Consider the following 16,774-nt stretch of genomic DNA (forward strand, 5'->3'; position numbering starts at 1 on the left):
CCAGGCGCCAAAAGATACCGTCCAACAAAAAGCCCCGGCTCACACGAGCCGGGGCTTTTAATGTCGCGACAGCGGCAATCAGCCGTTGAACACGTCATCCACGCTGGTCAGCGGGTAGTGCTTCGGATACGGCAGGGTGGCTACGCCGGACTCGATGGCTGCCTTGGCCACGGCGTCAGACACGACGGTGATCAGGCGAGCGTCCAGTGGCTTCGGAATGATGTACTCACGGCCGAATTCCAGGCCTTCCACGCCGTAGGCTTCACAGACTTCCTTGGGCACCGGCTGCTTGGCCAGGTCTTTCAGGGCGATGGCTGCGGCGATCTTCATTTCTTCGTTGATGCGCTTGGCACGTACGTCCAGGGCGCCGCGGAAGATGAACGGGAAGCCCAGTACGTTGTTGACCTGGTTCGGGTAGTCGGAGCGACCGGTGGCCATGATCACGTCGTTGCGGGTGGCGTGAGCCAGTTCCGGGGCGATTTCCGGGTCCGGGTTGGAGCAGGCGAACACGATCGGGTTGGCAGCCATCGACTTCAGGCCTTCTGCACTGAGCAGGTTCGGGCCGGACAGGCCAACGAACACGTCGGCGCCGTCGAGGGCATCGGCCAAGGTGCGCTTGTCGGTGGCGTGGGCGAACTGCGCCTTGTACTGGTTCAGGTCGTCACGGCCAGCGTGGATCACGCCGTTACGGTCGATCATGTAGATGTTCTCGACCTTGCCACCCATGCTCACCAGCAGCTTCATGCAGGAGATGGCGGCAGCACCGGCACCCAGGCACACGATCTTGGCGTCTTCGAGCTTCTTGCCGGCGATTTCCAGGGCGTTGATCATGCCAGCAGCCGTCACGATGGCGGTGCCGTGCTGGTCGTCGTGGAAGACCGGGATATCGCACTGCTCGATCAGGGTGCGCTCGATTTCAAAGCACTCGGGGGCCTTGATGTCTTCGAGGTTGATGCCACCGAAGGTGATCGAGATGCGGCGTACGGTGTCGATGAACGCTTGCGGGCTTTCCGACTCGACTTCGATGTCGAACACGTCGATGCCGGCGAAACGCTTGAACAGAACACCCTTGCCTTCCATGACCGGCTTGGAGGCCAGCGGGCCGAGGTCACCCAGACCGAGGATGGCAGTACCGTCGGAAATCACCGCAACCAGGTTGCCTTTACCGGTGTACTTGTAGGCCAGCTCTGCATCACGGCCAATTTCACGCACAGGCTCTGCTACACCTGGGCTGTAGGCCAGGGCGAGGTCACGGGCGGTGGCGGTGGGCTTGGAGAGTTCCACGCTCAGTTTCCCCGGACGAGGCTTGGCGTGGTATTCGAGAGCGGCGGTTTTCAGGTCTGACATGGTGGGCATTCCGCTATTGGCTGTTCTGACGGACCGCCGAGGATACGCAAAGAGCCGGGGAGTCACAAGACTGGTCGGTCACTAGTGTCAAGGCCTTTAGCCTAAGACTTTACGCTATAACCCACGGGGCATACGCCTTACAGTGTGTACAATCCAATAGCGAAATGTCTACATCTTTTGACCCCCAACCCGCTCCAACATGCTCGGATCGGTCAACTGCATGAACCAGCGACGGTGCCCGGGCCTGCCCGAGCTTTTACGGGCGCGGTCCCTCACCCAGCCGCGCGCCTCGACTCGCTGCCCTTTCAGGTTATCGAAGAAGCTGGCGGGCACAGTGCGTTGCAGACGAGCGGGCACCTGCAGCGTGACTGCGTCGTCCAGGTTCAGCCAGATACCGCCCCGGTGGCGCTGTACAGCCTTGATACGCCCACTCACAACCGCGAACCCGGGCTGCCTGAGTGCGCGTGCAGACACCACTGGTGACGTTTTCCAAAGGCCGGCACCCGCCTTGCGTGCAACCTGTTCAGCGCGCTGCTGGCAGGCGTTGAGGCGCACATTGGGGGCGAACGCAATGCGATAGCCCAGGCCCTCGCTGAGCAATTGTGCTTCCAGATTGTTGCCGGTACGGCTGTACAGATGCGCCAAAGTGCGGCCGTATCTGTCTTTTTTTTCCACGCCTGGTACCAGGCCGAGCCGCCCGTCACTGGCCTTGACCAAGGCCTGCAGGCGACGCCGGGCGGCCTCGGCATAAGGCTCGCTGGCCTGGCCCTTGCGGCCGATTTCCGGGGCATTGATGCCGATCATGCGCACACTGCGGCCGTCGACCAGGCGCACGGTATCGCCATCCACCACGTACCGCACCGCGACCTGCTGCGGGCGCTGGGGCAGCGGGCAGAATGCCTGTGCCGGGAGGTGCCAAGACAGGGCCATAAAAAAAGCGCCCACAAGGGGCGCCTTTTTCAGCAGCACTGCGAAACCCGAAGGGTTCGCCTTGCGCATGATTACTTCTTGGTACCGAACATGCCGAAGCGGTCGGCGAACTTCTGTACGCGGCCACCGGTGTCCAGGACTTTCTGCTTGCCAGTGTAGAACGGGTGGCACAGCGAGCACACGTCGATCGCCAGCGGCTTGGCCAGGGTCGAACGGGTCTCGAATTTGGCGCCGCAGCTGCAGGTGACTGCAACTACTTCGTAGTTTGGATGAATATCTGCTTTCATGGTCACTTCCTCGAGCTGCGTGCCGCCACCCAACACCAATTGTTGAATACCGCACGTAATTAGGCGGCGAATAATACCAGAGCGTTGCGCCAGTGCAAGTTGTCGCGTGTACCGACCGTCGTCTGCTAGGCTCGCCAGTTCTTGAAACGCCCTCCGAGACTTTCCGCGTGCCCGACGTCATCCTGCGCCTTGCCCTGCCCTCCCCGCTGCGTCGGCTGTTCGACTACAAGGCACCGGCCAGCATCGCACGCCAGGCCTTGAGCCCAGGCATGCGCATACGCGTGCCGTTCGGTCGCCGGGAAATGATCGGCGTGCTAGTAGACGTCTGCGCCGAGAGCGAGGTGCCCGCCGACAAGCTCAAGCCTGCCAGCGCCCTGCTCGACCCGGTATCGCCGATACCGCCATCGCTGTTCAAGCTGTGCCTGTGGACGGCGCACTATTACCAGCACAGCCTGGGCGACACCCTGAGCTGGGCGCTCCCTACCCTGTTGCGCCAAGGCGAGCCGGCAGAGATGCGCCAGGAGCGCTTCTGGCATGTAGCCCCCGGCGCACGCCTGGAAGACCCGCGCATTGCCCGCGCGCCGCGCCAGCGTGACGCACTCAAGACCTTGGCCCAGCACCCCCACGGCGTGCCCCACAGCCTGCTGAGCAAGCTCAACCTGAACAAGGACAGCCTTGACCTGCTGCTGGCCAAGGACCTGGTGCAGCTGGAGGTTCGCCGCCACCTGCCCCAGGAACGCCGCGAGCATTGGCTGGCCCAGTCGGAACTGCCGCTCAACGACGAACAACGCGATGCCTTCGATGCCGTACTGGAAGGCTTTGGCCACTTTGGCGCGTTTCTGCTGGCAGGCGTGACCGGCAGCGGCAAGACCGAGGTGTACCTGCAACTGATCCGCGAAACCCTGGAGGCCGGCAAGCAGGCCTTGGTGCTGATCCCCGAAATCAACCTCGGCCCGCAGACCTTGGCGCGTTTCGAACAACGCTTCAACGCCCGCATTGCGTTGCTGCACTCGGCGGTGAGCGACCGCGAGCGCCTCGACGCCTGGCTGGCTGCACGCGACGGCGAGGCAGATATCATTATCGGCACCCGTTCGGCGCTGTTCACACCCATGAAAAACCCTGGGCTGATCATCATCGACGAGGAGCACGACGGCTCCTATAAACAGCAGGAAGGCCTGCGCTACCACGCCCGCGACCTTGCTCTGGTTCGCGCCCACCAGGACAACGTGCCCATTGTGCTCGGCTCGGCCACGCCTTCGCTGGAAACCCTGCACAATGCCCTGACCGGGCGCTATCGCCTGCTGCGCATGAACCAGCGTGCCGGTGGTGCCCGCCCGCCGCGCATGCTGCGCCTGGATGTGAAGAGCCTGCCGCTGGACAGCGGTATCAGCGGCCCGTTGCAGCAGGCCATTCGCCAGACACTGGAAGCCGGCCAGCAGGTACTGGTGTTTCTCAACCGCCGCGGGTTCGCGCCCACCTTGCTGTGCCACGACTGCGGGTGGTTGTCCGAGTGCCCGCGTTGCGATGCGCGCATGACGGTGCACCAGCGCTCCGGGGTGCTGCGCTGCCACCACTGCGGCTATGACGAGCGTCTGCCGCACCACTGCCCACAGTGCAACCACGTGGACCTGCGCCCGGTGGGGGCCGGTACGGAGCGTGCCGAAGAGCGCCTGAAGGTATTGTTCCCGGACTACCCGGTGCTGCGGGTAGACCGCGACAGTACATCGCGCAAGGACGCGATGCAGCAGCTGTTCAACACCATCCAGCGCGGCCAGCCGAGCATCCTGGTCGGTACCCAGATGCTGGCCAAGGGGCACCACTTTCCCCGGGTGACCCTGGTGGCCATCCTCGATGCCGACGGCGGGTTGTTCTCTGGCGATTTCCGCGCCAGCGAGCGCATGGCCCAGTTGATCGTGCAGGTGGCCGGGCGCGCAGGGCGTGCGGAGGACCCTGGCAAGGTGATCATCCAGACGCACCTGGCAGACCACCCGCTGCTGGTACAACTGACCGAACAGGGCTACTTCGCCTTCGCCGAGCAGGCGCTGGACGAGCGCCGCGCCGCCGGGCTGCCCCCCTTTTCCCACCTGGCGTTGCTGCGGGCCGAGGCGCACAAGCCCGGCCAGGCCGAAGCGTTTCTCGATGAGGCGTGCGCAGCCGCCGAGCGCCTGGTGGCAGAGCAGGGCCTGCCGGGCATCGAACTGCTCGGCCCGGTGCCCGCCCCCATGGAACGCCGCGCCGGGCGCTTCCGTGCACAGTTGCTGCTACAGGCCGCCACCCGTGCGCCCCTGCACCGGCTGATCAGCGCCTGGTTGCTGGTGCTGGAGCAGATGCCGAGCGGCCGCCAGGTACGCTGGTCCCTGGACGTCGACCCCCTCGACCTGTACTGAGCGTCAAGCTGCAAGCTGTAAGCTGCAAGAAAGAGCAGTGCGCGTGTGGCATGGCTTCTTCTTACAGCTTGTAGCTTGTGGCTTGTAGCTTGTGGCTTGTGGCTTGTGGCTTGTGGCTCAAAGCAAACCACGAGCTACAAGCTGCAAGAAAAAGCAGCGCCGACGCGATATTGCTTTTTCTTGCAGCTTGCAGCTTGCCGCTTGCAGCTCAAAGGTTGGCAACCTGCTCCCAGCCACGGATAATGCCCAGTTTTTCCACCTGCGCATCCAGGCGCTCACCGCGCTTGCGGTCGAAAAGAGATTTCCATGAAAGACACCATTCGCCAGCTGATCCAGCAAGCCCTCACCCAACTCGTCAACGACGGTGTGCTGCCTGACGGCCTGTCGCCGGCGATTCAGGTGGAAAACGCCCGGGACAAGACCCACGGTGACTTCGCCAGCAACATCGCCATGATGCTGGCCAAGCCTGCCGGCATGAAGCCGCGCGACCTGGCCGAGAAGCTGATCGATGCCCTGCCGGCCAGTGCCGACATCACCAAGGTCGAAATCGCCGGCCCGGGCTTTCTGAATTTCTTCCAGAACACCGCAGCCCTGGCCAGCCGCCTGGATGCCGCCCTGGGCGATGCCCGCCTGGGCGCACGCAAGGCCGGCCCTGCGCAGAAAGTGGTCGTCGACCTATCGGCGCCGAACCTCGCCAAGGAAATGCACGTCGGCCACCTGCGCTCCACCATCATTGGTGACAGCGTGGCGCGTGTGCTGGAGTTTCTCGGCGACCAGGTGATCCGCCAGAACCACGTGGGCGACTGGGGCACCCAGTTCGGCATGCTGCTGGCGTACCTTGAAGAAAACCCGATCACCAGCGACGAGCTGTCGGACCTGGAGAACTTCTACCGCGCCGCCAAAAAGCGCTTCGACGAATCCGAGGCCTTCGCTACCCGCGCCCGGGGCCTGGTGGTGAAGCTGCAGGCGGGTGACCCGGAGTGCATGGCCCTGTGGACGCGCTTCAAGGACATCTCCCTGTCGCACTGCCAGAAAACCTACGAGCTGCTGAACGTCAAGCTGACCATGGCCGACGTCATGGGCGAGAGTGCCTACAACGACGACCTGGCCAATGTCGTCCGCGAGCTGAAGGCCAAAGGCCTGCTGGTCGAGGACCAGGGCGCCCAGTGCGTGTTCCTCGAAGCATTCAAGAACAGTGAAGGCGAGCCACTGCCAGTGATCGTGCAGAAGGCCGATGGCGGTTACCTGTACGCCACCACCGACCTGGCTGCCGTGCGCTACCGCAGCAACGTGCTGAAGGCTGACCGCGCTCTGTACTTTGTCGACCAGCGCCAGGCCCTGCACTTCAACCAGGTGTTCGAGGTAGCGCGTCGTGCCGGCTTCGTCGGCCACCCGATGCAAATGGAGCACATGGGCTTCGGCACCATGAACGGCGCCGACGGCCGCCCGTTCAAGACCCGCGACGGTGGCACCGTCAAGCTGATCGACCTGCTGACCGAAGCCAAGGACCGCGCCTACGCGCTGGTGAAGGAAAAGAACCCGACCCTGGCCGACGACGACCTGCGCCACATCGGCGAAGTGGTGGGCATTGGTGCGGTGAAGTACGCGGACCTGTCCAAGCACCGCACCAGCGACTACAGCTTCAACTTCGAACAGATGCTCAACTTCGAAGGCAACACTGCGCCGTACCTGCTGTACGCCTATACCCGCGTGGCCGGCGTGTTCCGCAAGCTGGGCAAGGGCTTCGAGGAAGTCGAAGGCAGCATCGTGCTAGAAGCCGCCCATGAGCAGGACCTGGCCGCACGCCTGGCGCAGTTCGGGGAAATCCTCAACAACGTGGCCGAGAAAGGCACGCCGCACGTGCTGTGCAGCTACCTGTACGACCTGGCCGGCCTGTTCTCCAGCTTCTACGAGAACTGCCCGATTCTGGCCGCCGAAACCCCGCAGCAGCAGCAAAGCCGCCTGCGCCTGGCAGCCCTGACCGGCCGCACCCTCAAACAAGGTCTGGAACTGCTCGGCCTGGAAACCCTGGAGCGCATGTAAGTTGGCTGCCAAGAAGAAACCTGCCCCCAAGCGCGGCGCCAGCCGCCAGACAGCGCCGGCCAAAAAACCTATCCCAGGTTGGGTATGGCTGGCGGTCGGCCTTACCGTGGGCGCGTTCATCGTGTTTCTGATGAAGCTCGAACCCGGCGGTGCGGATATCAAGCGCACCAAGCCCGAGCAGCAGAAAACCGAGAAAGCGGCCGAAGCCGGCAAGTCGACCCAGGCCCCCACCGTGCAGCAGCCGGTGAAGCCGAAGTATGACTTCTATACCCTGCTGCCCGAATCGGAAGTGATCGTGCCGCCCGAAGCGGTGCCGGAGAAGACGCCACCCGTACCGGCCCAGCCGGTCACCCCGGTGACACCGGCCGAAGCCGCGAAGATCGACACCGCCCGTGCCCAGGCTGCACTGCTTGGGCAAACGCCGCCACCGGCCCCGCCCGTAATCAAGCCGGCAGCGACCACGCAGTTCTTCCTGCAGGCGGGTTCATTCCGCAAGCAGGCTGATGCCGACAAGGTGCGCGCGCAGATCATTCTGCTGGGCCAAGCGGTGAAGGTTGAGTCGGGCACGGTCAAGGAAGAAACCTGGTACCGGGTACTGGTCGGTCCCTTCAGCAACCGCGAACAACTGACCGTCGCGCAGAAGCAACTGGCCGGCGCGGGCTTCAGCAACCTGCTGCTGCAACAGCGCCAAACCCGACAGTAAGCAGCCTTTCAGGCCCAGGTGGGAGCTACCTTGCACAGGTGCTCCCACCTGGGCCGCGCCTCAACCCCGCCCCGCATTGCGCTCGGACACCTGGGTGTTCAGGGTCCAGAAGTCGTACAGCACACCCAACAGGAACAGGCCACCGGTCAGGAAGTAGATGATCGCGGTGACCCATTTGCCCTGGTAAAGGCGGTGCAGGCCAAACACGCCGAGGAAGGTCAGCAGGATCCAGGCGATGTTGTAATCGATACGCCCGGACTCGAAACGCAGGTCCGCCTCACGGTCCATGGACGGAATCAGGAACAGGTCGATCAGCCAACCGATGCCGAACAAGCCGAAGGTGAAGAACCAGAGGGTGCCGGTGATGGGTTTGCCGTAGTAGAAGCGATGGGACCCGGTAAAGCCCAGGATCCACAGCAGGTAGCCGATCACCTTGCTGTGGGTGTCGTGCAGGGGTGCGCCCTGTTGATAACTGTTCATGCATAAACCTCGTGCGCTGCGGATGAAATTTTTCTAAAAAAAGTTGTGACTTTTTTCGCCCGGGCCGACATACGGTACGTGAAGAATCGACCAACGGATCAAAGATTGATCAAAAAGCTGTTATAAAGTTGCGCGCCCAACACACAACTATTCATAAGAGCTTCATCTATGCCGCCTTTGATCAAGACATGGCTGACCCTCTGCCTATTATTGCCCCTGGCCGCCCACGCCACCAACCGTGAGCAACGTCTTCCCAACGGTTTCACCGGCTATACCACCAATGCCGCAGTGAAGCGTGCCCCTGTCAAACAGGCCACCCTGCATGCTCGCCCTGGCAATGCAGCCCGCAGCAAACACGGCAGGCCCGCTGTCGCCATGTCTGCCAAGCAGAGCAGCGACGTGCTCAGCCGGGCCGTCAACGTGCTGGGTACACCTTATGTTTGGGGCGGCAGCAACCCTAAAAAAGGTTTCGATTGCAGCGGGCTGGTGCAATACGCCTTCAACGACGTTGCCGACGTCAACCTGCCGCGCACCTCCAGCGCCATGGCCCAGGGCCACGGCACCAAGGTGGCCAAGGGTGACCTGAAGCCGGGCGACCTGATTTTCTTCAACATCAAGAGCCGCCGGGTGAACCACGTTGCGATCTACCTGGGCAACGACCGCTTCATCCATGCGCCTCGCCGGGGCAAGCGGGTTAGCATCGACAACCTGAGCAAGCCTTACTGGCAAAAGCATTACGTTGTTGCCAAGCGCGTACTGCCCAAAGAGCAGCAACAGTTGAACCTGGCCAAGCGCTGAAACCACGGCACGTGCGTGCTGCCTGCCTGGGGTGATCCCTACGCAACGGGCAGCACGGGCTTCACCCCGCCTCGACTAATCCGCCTCAACCACCCCCCTGTCCCGCAGCCTGCGCATTGCCCCCTCCATCGTCTGCATCCCATCTGCCGCACCGGCTTGCATCACCGAATGCAATTGCGCCATGCGCCCCTCGCGGATCAGGTTGCGCACAGCCGGGGTGGCCACCAGCACTTCCCGTGCAGCCACCCTGCCCCCGCCTGCCCGCCTGACCAGCCGCTGCACCACCACTACCTGCAACGATTGCGCGAGCATGGCGCGTACGAGGGGTTTTTCTTCGGCAGCAAACACCTCCACCAACCTGTCGATACTGTTCACTGCCGAGCGCGTGTGCACCGTGGCCAGTACCAGGTGACCGGTCTCGGCCGCACGCAACGCCAGGCGGATGGTGGTCAGGTCGCGCAACTCGCCGATCATGATCACGTCCGGGTCCTGGCGCAGGGCACTGCGCAAACCTTGGGCGAAGCCGGTGCAGTGCCGGCCAACTTCACGCTGGTTCACCAGGCTGCGCTGGCTGCTGTGGATAACTTCCACCGGGTCTTCGAGGGTGATGATGTGCAAGGCCCGTTCGCGGTTCAACTGATCCACCAGCGTGGCCAGGGTGCTGGATTTGCCGCAGCCGGTAGGGCCGCCGACCAGCACCAGGCCATCGTCGCAGCCTGCGATGGTGTTGAAAATGCCTGCCAGGTCGAGCTCGTCCACCCCGGCAATACGCCCGGGTATAAGGCGGAACGTGAGTGCAAGGCCGTTCAATTGCCTGAACAGGTTCAACCGGAAACGCCCCAGCGACGGTAGTGCCAATGCCATGTCCAGTTCATCGCCGTGTTGCCACTGGTGCAGCTGGGCCTCGCTCAGCATGCAGGCCATACCCTCAGCCAGCTCGGGCCCCTGCAAGGCGGGGCCCGGCAAGCGCTGCAATAGGCCGTCCTTGCGCAGCATGGGTACCTGGCCCGCAGCCAGATGCACGTCGCACGCCCCCGCTGCCACGGCCCTGCCCAGCAGGTCAGTCACGTCCATGAGACTCCCCTTCGGCGTTCAACCAGGTAAAATGCGGCAACCTCTCAGCTGCCGGCATCGATCAATGTCCACCCTAGCAGACAACCTTTCCACGATTTGCGCCCGCATCACCAAGGGTGCCCAGGCTGCCGGGCGCGACCCCGCCAGCGTGCATCTGCTGGCCGTGAGCAAAACCAAGCCGGCCAGCGCGATCCGCGAGGTTCACGCTGCAGGTGTGCGCGACTTTGGGGAAAACTACCTACAAGAGGCGCTGACAAAGCAGCAGCAACTGGGCGACCTGCCCTTGATCTGGCACTTCATCGGCCCCACTCAGTCGAACAAGACCAAAGCCATCGCCGAGCACTTCGACTGGGTACATTCCGTGGATCGCCTGAAAATTGGCCAACGCCTGTCGGAGCAACGCCCCGCCGGGCTGGCGCCACTCAATATCTGTCTGCAGGTGAACGTGAGTGGCGAAGACAGCAAGGCCGGCTGTGCCCCCACCGACCTGCCAGCGTTGGCCGAAGCGATTGCGGCACTGCCCAACTTGAAGCTACGCGGACTGATGGCAATCCCCGAGCCCACCGAAGACCGCACCGCCCAAGAGGCCGCCTTTGCAAGGTTGCGCCAGTTGCAGGAAGGCCTGGGGCTTGGTCTGGACACCTTGTCCATGGGCATGAGCCACGACCTGGAAGCCGCCATTGCCCAGGGAGCGACCTGGGTGCGCATTGGCACCGCCCTGTTCGGTGCACGCGATTACGGCAACGCCTGATTCCATGCTTTACTCACTCTTCCCCACAAGGACCTGACATGAGCCAGACACGTATTGCCTTTATTGGCGCCGGCAACATGGCCGCCAGCCTGATCGGTGGTCTGCGTGCCCAGGGCCTGGAGGCTTCGCAGATCCGCGCCAGCGACCCTGGCGCCGACACCCGCACCCGCATCCAGGCCGATCACGGCATCGAAACCTTCGAAGACAACGCCCAGGCCATCGCTGACGCCGACGTGATCGTGCTGGCGGTCAAGCCACAAGTGATGAAAGCCGTGTGCCAGGCCCTGCAACCCCACCTGCAGGGCGACCAGCTGATCGTGTCCATTGCTGCAGGCATTACCTGCGCAAGCCTGCAAAGCTGGCTCGGTGCCCGGCCGGTGGTGCGCTGCATGCCCAACACCCCGGCCCTGCTGCGCCAGGGCGTCAGCGGCCTGTATGCCACCCACGAGGTCTCTGCCGAACAGCGTCAGCAGGCCGAACAACTGCTGTCGGCAGTGGGTACCGCGCTGTGGCTTGAACAGGAGCAGCAACTGGACGCAGTGACGGCTGTTTCCGGCAGTGGCCCGGCGTACTTCTTCCTGCTGATCGAGGCCATGACGGCCGCAGGCGAGAAACTCGGCCTGCCCCGTGAAACCGCTTCTCAGCTGACCCTGCACACCGCGCTGGGTGCCGCCCGCATGGCGGTGGCCAGCGAGGTGGATGCAGCCGAGCTGCGCCGTCGCGTCACCTCGCCCGCGGGCACCACCGAAGCCGCCATCACGTCGTTCCAGGCCAGCGGTTTCGAAGCCATCGTCGAGCAGGCACTGCAGGCCGCCGCCAAGCGTTCCGCAGAGCTGGCCGAACAACTGGGCCAATAAGGAGTTTTAGATGAATGCACTGTCCGGCGCCGCGATCTTCGTGGTGCAAACCCTGGTCAGCCTGTATCTGGTGATCGTGCTGCTGCGTTTCGTGCTGCAACTGGTAAAGGCCAATTTCTACAACCCGTTGTCCCAGTTCACCGTGCGCGCCACCCAGCCACTGCTCAAACCCATTCGCCGGGTCATCCCCAGCATTGCCGGGCTGGATACCTCGTCGCTGCTACTGGCGGTGGTCATCCAGGCGCTGCTGATGGGCTTTGTGCTGATGGTCACCTACGGCACCTTCGGTGACGTGGTGCACCTGTTGATGTGGGCCATCATCGGCATCACCTCGCTGTTCCTGAAAATCTTCTGGGTAGCGATGATCGTGATGGTGATCGTGTCGTGGGTGGCCCCCAACTCGAACAACCCGGCGGCAGAGCTTGCCTACCAGATCAGCGAGCCGGTACTGGCGCCCTTCCGCCGCATCGTGCCCAACCTGGGCGGCATGGATATTTCGCCGATCTTCGCCTTCCTGGCGATCCAGGTGATCCAGTCGTTCGTCATGCCACCGCTGGCCGCCTATGCCGGCATGCCGCAAGAGCTGTGGCGCATGATCTGACCCGGCCCACCCCCGGCAGCAAGCCTTTGCTTGCCGCTGGGGGTAGCGCTCTTTAGACTTACGCCTCCGTCAAGCGTGAGCAGGGTCGATGTCCACTGTCTTTCCCGAAGATTCCGTCGGTCTGGTAGTACCGCAAACCGCCAGGTTCGATGAACCGCTGGCCCTGGCCTGCGGCCGCTCCCTGATCAGCTACGAGCTGGTCTACGAAACCTACGGCACCCTGAACGCCAGCGCGAGCAACGCTGTGCTCATCTGCCATGCCTTGTCCGGCCATCATCACGCTGCCGGCTACCATGACGCCAGCGACCGCAAGCCGGGTTGGTGGGACAGCTGCATCGGCCCAGGCAAGCCAATCGACACCAATCGCTTCTTCGTGGTCAGCCTGAACAACCTGGGCGGCTGCAACGGCAGCACCGGGCCCAGCAGCCTCAACCCCACCACCGGCAAGCCCTACGGTGCCGATTTCCCGGTGCTCACGGTGGAAGACTGGGTGCACAGCCAGGTGCGCCTGGCCCAGCGCCTGGGCATCGAGCAGTGGGCCGCAGTGGTCGGTGGCAGCCTGGGCGGCATGCAGGCACTGCAGTGGACCATCACCTACCCCGAGCGCGTGCGCCACTGCGTCGACATCGCATCGGCGCCCAAGCTGTCGGCGCAGAACATTGCCTTCAACGAAGTGGCGCGCCAGGCGATTCTGACCGACCCCGAGTTCCATGGCGGTTCGTTTCAGGACCAGGGGGTGATCCCCAAACGCGGCCTGATGCTGGCGCGCATGGTCGGCCATATCACCTACCTGTCCGACGACTCGATGGGTGAGAAATTCGGCCGTGAGCTGAAAAGCGACAAACTCAACTACGACTTCCACAGTGTCGAGTTCCAGGTAGAAAGCTACCTGCGCTATCAGGGCGAAGAGTTTTCCGGTCGCTTCGATGCCAATACCTACCTGCTGATGACCAAGGCGCTGGATTATTTCGACCCGGCAGCCACCCACGGCGGCGACCTGGCGGCAACCCTGGCCGACGTCAAGGCCAACTATTGCATCATGTCGTTCACCACCGACTGGCGTTTTTCCCCCGCCCGCTCGCGGGAAATCGTCGACGCGCTGATGGCCGCCCGCAAGAACGTCTGCTACCTGGAAATCGACTCGCCCTATGGGCACGATGCTTTCCTGATCCCCACACCTCGCTACATGCAGGGTTTCTCGAACTACATGAACCGCATTGCCATCTGAGGACAGCATGAGAGCCGATCTGGAAATCATCCACGACTGGATCCCCGCCGGTAGCCGGGTCCTCGACCTGGGCTGCGGTAGCGGCGAACTGCTGGCTTCGCTGCGCGATCGCAAGCAGGTCACCGGTTACGGCCTGGAAATCGACGCCGATAATATCGCTGCGTGCGTCGCCAAGGGCGTGAATGTCATCGAGCAAGACCTGGACAAAGGCCTGGGCAACTTCGCCAGCAACAGTTTCGACGTGGTGATCATGACCCAGGCCCTGCAGGCCGTGGAATACCCTGACCGTATCCTGGACGAGATGCTGCGCGTGGGCCGCCAGTGCATCATCACCTTCCCCAACTTCGGCCATTGGCGCTGCCGCTGGTACCTGGCGACCAAAGGCCGCATGCCGGTGTCGGACTTCATGCCGTATACCTGGTACAACACGCCGAACATCCACTTCTGCACCTTCGCCGACTTCGAAGAGCTGGTGCACGAGCGCAAGGCCAAGGTGCTGGACCGCCTGGCTGTCGATAACCTGCACCGCAATGGGTGGGGTGGCCGGCTTTGGCCTAATCTTCTGGGTGAAATCGGCATCTACCGGGTCAGCAGCCCCGGCCTGCAGGAACACCAGCTCGCAGTCTGATTTTTCGGAGGGATCGCACCATGCGTCGCCTTGCACTGTTTCTCGTCAGTTTGTGTCTGGCCTTGCCGGCGGTGGCCGCCGATACTGCCCGCGCCGATCGCAAAGAGGTATTCGGCAACGTGACGGTGCACTACAGCGCCTTCACCTCGAGCATGCTCACACCCCAGGTAGCTGCGGCCACGGGCCTGGTACGCAGCAAGAACCTGGGGGTACTCACCCTGACTGCGCTCAAGGCCGGCAAACCGGCAACGGCAGTGGTCAGCGGTACGGTCAAGGACCTCACCGGGCGCAGCAGCCCCCTGTCGTTCAGGCAGGTTACCGACCAGGGCACGGTGTCGTACGTAGCCCAGTTCAAGATCGAACAGCCCGAAACCGTCACGTTCGACCTGAATGTCGAAACCGGCGGCATCGGCAACTCCTTCAGTTTCAACCAGGAAGTGTTCCCAGGCGAATGATGAATTTCCAGCAACTGGTATTGGCCAGCCACAACGCCGGCAAACTCAAGGAACTGCAAGCCATGCTCGGCCAGAGCGTGCAACTGCGGTCCATTGGCGAGTTCAGCCAGGTCGAACCGGAAGAAACCGGCCTGTCGTTCGTTGAAAACGCCATCCTCAAGGCCCGCAATGCAGCGCGCATCTCCGGCTTGCCGGCGCTGGCCGATGACTCGGGCCTGGCCGTGGACTTCCTGGGCGGGGCTCCGGGGATTTATTCGGCGCGTTATGCCAATGGCCAGGGTGACGCGGCGAACAACGCCAAGCTGCTCGAAGCGCTGAAAGACGTGCCTGAGGCCGAGCGCGGCGCCCAGTTCGTCTGCGTGCTGGCGCTGGTGCGCCACGCAGACGACCCACTGCCGATCCTGTGCGAAGGGTTGTGGCACGGCCGTATTCTGTTCCAGGCCAGCGGTGACCATGGTTTTGGCTACGATCCGCTGTTCTGGGTGCCCGAACGTGACTGCTCCAGCGCCGACCTGGCGCCCGCAGACAAGAACCAGCTCAGCCACCGCGCACGCGCCATGGCCCTGTTGCGTCAACGTCTGGGCCTGGCATGATCCCACCGCAGTTTTCCCCCGCTGCGGCAGGCTTCCAGCAACTGCCGCCGCTGTCGCTGTACATCCACATCCCCTGGTGCGTGCGCAAATGCCCGTACTGCGACTTCAATTCCCACGCGGCCGGGCCTGAGCTGCCGGAGGATGCCTATGTCGCGGCACTGCTCACCGACCTTGACCAGGAGCTGGCCGCCGTACAGGGCCGCCCCATCAGCTCGATCTTCTTCGGGGGCGGCACGCCCAGCCTGTTCAGCGCCGCCGCGTTGGGCCGGCTGCTGCGCGGTGTGGAGCAACGCATCGCGTTTGCACCGGACATCGAAATAACCCTGGAGGCCAACCCGGGTACGTTCGAACAGGACAAGTTCAAGGCCTACCGGCAAACGGGCATCAACCGTCTGTCCATCGGCGTGCAGAGCTTCCAGCCCGGCAAACTGGAGGCGCTGGGGCGTATCCACAACGGCGACGAAGCGGTACGCGCAGCAGGTATGGCACGCGCCGCCGGCTTCGACAACTTCAATATGGACCTGATGCACGGCCTCCCCGACCAGTCGCTGGATGATGCGCTCGGCGACCTGCGCCAGGCCATCGACCTGGGCCCGACGCACCTGTCGTGGTACCAGCTGACGGTGGAACCGAACACCGTGTTCTGGAACCAGCCGCCCGAGCTGCCCGAGGACGATATCCTCTGGGATATTCAGGAAGCCGGCCAGCACCTCATGGCCGCCAACGGCTTTGCCCAGTACGAAGTGTCCGCCTATGCCCAACCTGGCCGCGCTGCCCGGCATAACCTGAACTACTGGCGTTTTGGCGACTTCATCGGCATCGGCGCCGGCGCCCATGGCAAGCTCACCTTTGTCGATGGCCGCATTCTGCGCACCTGGAAGACGCGCCTGCCCAAGGACTACTTGAACCTGGCCAAACCGTTCAAGGCGGGGGAAAAGCTGCTGCCGGCCGCAGAACTGCCGTTCGAGTTCCTGATGAACGCCCTGCGGCTCACTGATGGCGTTGAAGCCCGGCTGTTCACCGAACGCACCGGCCTGCCCCTTGCGCAACTGGCCGAGGCCCGCCGCAGTGCCGAACAAAAGGGCCTTTTGCAGGTCGAACCGGATCGGCTGGCCGCAACGCCCCGGGGGCAGTTGTTCCTCAATGACCTGCTGCAGTATTTCTTGACCTAAGGATGACCCATGGATCTGGTACTTGATCTGCTCGCGACGGTTTCCCGCTGGAGCCGCAGCAACCTGTCAGAAATTTCGCTCGCCTTGGTGGGCTGCCTGCTGGTGCTGTTCGGCACCGACATCAAGACCTGGGTGGAGCAACGCCTGGGCAGCCTGGCAGGCGCCCTGCGGGTACCCCTGATGGCCTTGCTGGTGATGATCGGCAGCGGCGCGGCACTGATCTATGCCACGCCGTGGGTGCTGAAAGGGTTGGGCCAGTTCAACAACTATGCGCTGGCGCCGGTGTTGCTGGTGGTGCTGGTGCTGATTGGGGTGGTGGCTGATCGGCGCGGGTGATTGATCAGTCAGGCGCGGTCTGCAGTTGGTCGGCACGCGAAGCTGATGCTCACGCAAGTGCACATAATCTTGTGATTCAGCACCAACCCGTGGGAGCAACTGTC

General features: G+C 63.2%; 18 protein-coding genes. 13 read left to right on the forward strand and 5 right to left on the reverse strand.

Features of this window, described 5'->3' with window-relative positions:
* Positions 1–78: 78 nt before the first annotated feature.
* The 3 genes from PPA02S_RS15940 to rpmE form a co-directional block, all read right to left on the reverse strand.
* The gene (locus tag PPA02S_RS15940) at positions 79–1,347 is read right to left on the reverse strand and encodes a malic enzyme-like NAD(P)-binding protein (protein WP_028632034.1); all 1,269 of its coding nucleotides are present in this window, start codon (positions 1,345–1,347) and stop codon (positions 79–81) included.
* A gap of 168 nt (positions 1,348–1,515) precedes the next feature.
* Positions 1,516–2,346 carry a thermonuclease family protein gene (locus PPA02S_RS15945; RefSeq protein WP_028632035.1) on the reverse strand — a complete coding sequence of 277 codons (831 nt, stop codon included), beginning with the start codon at positions 2,344–2,346 and terminating at the stop codon, positions 1,516–1,518.
* A 2-nt stretch (positions 2,347–2,348) separates the two neighbouring features.
* The gene (rpmE, locus tag PPA02S_RS15950) at positions 2,349–2,564 is read right to left on the reverse strand and encodes a 50S ribosomal protein L31 (protein WP_028632036.1); all 216 of its coding nucleotides are present in this window, start codon (positions 2,562–2,564) and stop codon (positions 2,349–2,351) included.
* Between the two features lie 167 nt (positions 2,565–2,731).
* Between rpmE and PPA02S_RS15955 the strand changes: the two genes are divergently transcribed.
* The 3 genes from PPA02S_RS15955 to PPA02S_RS15965 all read left to right on the forward strand — a co-directional run bounded on the left by PPA02S_RS15955 (position 2,732) and on the right by PPA02S_RS15965 (position 7,697).
* Positions 2,732–4,951: a primosomal protein N' gene (locus PPA02S_RS15955; RefSeq protein WP_028632037.1), complete on the forward strand. Its 2,220-nt coding sequence runs from the start codon at positions 2,732–2,734 to the stop codon at positions 4,949–4,951.
* A gap of 306 nt (positions 4,952–5,257) precedes the next feature.
* On the forward strand, positions 5,258–6,994 hold the full coding sequence (gene argS / locus PPA02S_RS15960; protein ID WP_028632038.1) for an arginine--tRNA ligase: 1,737 nt from the start codon (positions 5,258–5,260) through the stop codon (positions 6,992–6,994).
* 1 nt (position 6,995) lies between these two features.
* Positions 6,996–7,697 carry an SPOR domain-containing protein gene (locus PPA02S_RS15965; protein ID WP_028632039.1) on the forward strand — a complete coding sequence of 234 codons (702 nt, stop codon included), beginning with the start codon at positions 6,996–6,998 and terminating at the stop codon, positions 7,695–7,697.
* A 60-nt stretch (positions 7,698–7,757) separates the two neighbouring features.
* On the opposite strand, the gene PPA02S_RS15970 is transcribed toward PPA02S_RS15965, so the two are convergent.
* A complete protein-coding gene (locus PPA02S_RS15970; RefSeq protein WP_028632040.1) occupies positions 7,758–8,177 on the reverse strand; it encodes an NINE protein in 420 nt (139 codons plus the stop codon).
* A gap of 168 nt (positions 8,178–8,345) precedes the next feature.
* Here PPA02S_RS15970 and PPA02S_RS15975 point away from each other — a divergent pair, with 168 nt between their 5' ends.
* Positions 8,346–8,975, forward strand: coding sequence for a C40 family peptidase (locus PPA02S_RS15975; RefSeq protein ID WP_028632041.1), 630 nt, complete (start codon positions 8,346–8,348; stop codon positions 8,973–8,975).
* A gap of 75 nt (positions 8,976–9,050) precedes the next feature.
* On the opposite strand, the gene PPA02S_RS15980 is transcribed toward PPA02S_RS15975, so the two are convergent.
* Positions 9,051–10,049: a type IV pilus twitching motility protein PilT gene (locus PPA02S_RS15980; protein WP_028632042.1), complete on the reverse strand. Its 999-nt coding sequence runs from the start codon at positions 10,047–10,049 to the stop codon at positions 9,051–9,053.
* A 64-nt stretch (positions 10,050–10,113) separates the two neighbouring features.
* On the opposite strand from PPA02S_RS15980, the gene PPA02S_RS15985 reads away from it, so the two are divergent.
* The 9 genes from PPA02S_RS15985 (at position 10,114) to PPA02S_RS16025 (ending at position 16,670) form a co-directional block, all read left to right on the forward strand.
* On the forward strand, positions 10,114–10,800 hold the full coding sequence (locus PPA02S_RS15985; RefSeq protein WP_028632043.1) for a YggS family pyridoxal phosphate-dependent enzyme: 687 nt from the start codon (positions 10,114–10,116) through the stop codon (positions 10,798–10,800).
* Between the two features lie 38 nt (positions 10,801–10,838).
* Positions 10,839–11,657 carry a pyrroline-5-carboxylate reductase gene (gene proC / locus PPA02S_RS15990; RefSeq protein WP_028632044.1) on the forward strand — a complete coding sequence of 273 codons (819 nt, stop codon included), beginning with the start codon at positions 10,839–10,841 and terminating at the stop codon, positions 11,655–11,657.
* 10 nt (positions 11,658–11,667) lie between these two features.
* Positions 11,668–12,258, forward strand: coding sequence for a YggT family protein (locus PPA02S_RS15995; protein ID WP_028632045.1), 591 nt, complete (start codon positions 11,668–11,670; stop codon positions 12,256–12,258).
* A gap of 88 nt (positions 12,259–12,346) precedes the next feature.
* Positions 12,347–13,486: a homoserine O-succinyltransferase MetX gene (metX, locus tag PPA02S_RS16000; protein ID WP_028632046.1), complete on the forward strand. Its 1,140-nt coding sequence runs from the start codon at positions 12,347–12,349 to the stop codon at positions 13,484–13,486.
* Between the two features lie 7 nt (positions 13,487–13,493).
* Positions 13,494–14,114, forward strand: a complete 621-nt coding sequence (gene metW / locus PPA02S_RS16005; protein ID WP_028632047.1) for a methionine biosynthesis protein MetW — start codon at positions 13,494–13,496, stop codon at positions 14,112–14,114.
* 20 nt (positions 14,115–14,134) lie between these two features.
* On the forward strand, positions 14,135–14,569 hold the full coding sequence (locus tag PPA02S_RS16010) for a DUF4426 domain-containing protein (RefSeq protein ID WP_028632048.1): 435 nt from the start codon (positions 14,135–14,137) through the stop codon (positions 14,567–14,569).
* The gene (gene rdgB / locus PPA02S_RS16015) at positions 14,566–15,162 is read left to right on the forward strand and encodes an RdgB/HAM1 family non-canonical purine NTP pyrophosphatase (protein WP_028632049.1); all 597 of its coding nucleotides are present in this window, start codon (positions 14,566–14,568) and stop codon (positions 15,160–15,162) included. Before PPA02S_RS16010 ends, rdgB begins: the two co-directional genes overlap by 4 nt.
* Positions 15,159–16,334 carry a radical SAM family heme chaperone HemW gene (hemW, locus tag PPA02S_RS16020; RefSeq protein WP_028632050.1) on the forward strand — a complete coding sequence of 392 codons (1,176 nt, stop codon included), beginning with the start codon at positions 15,159–15,161 and terminating at the stop codon, positions 16,332–16,334. The genes rdgB and hemW overlap by 4 nt, the downstream gene beginning before the upstream one ends.
* Positions 16,335–16,343: 9 nt before the next feature.
* Entirely contained in the window at positions 16,344–16,670 is a 327-nt protein-coding gene (locus PPA02S_RS16025; RefSeq protein WP_028632051.1) for a DUF3392 family protein, read from the forward strand.
* The last annotated feature ends 104 nt before the right edge of the window (positions 16,671–16,774 follow it).

The organism is Pseudomonas parafulva NBRC 16636 = DSM 17004 (genome assembly GCF_000730645.1).
GTDB lineage: Bacteria > Pseudomonadota > Gammaproteobacteria > Pseudomonadales > Pseudomonadaceae > Aquipseudomonas > Aquipseudomonas parafulva.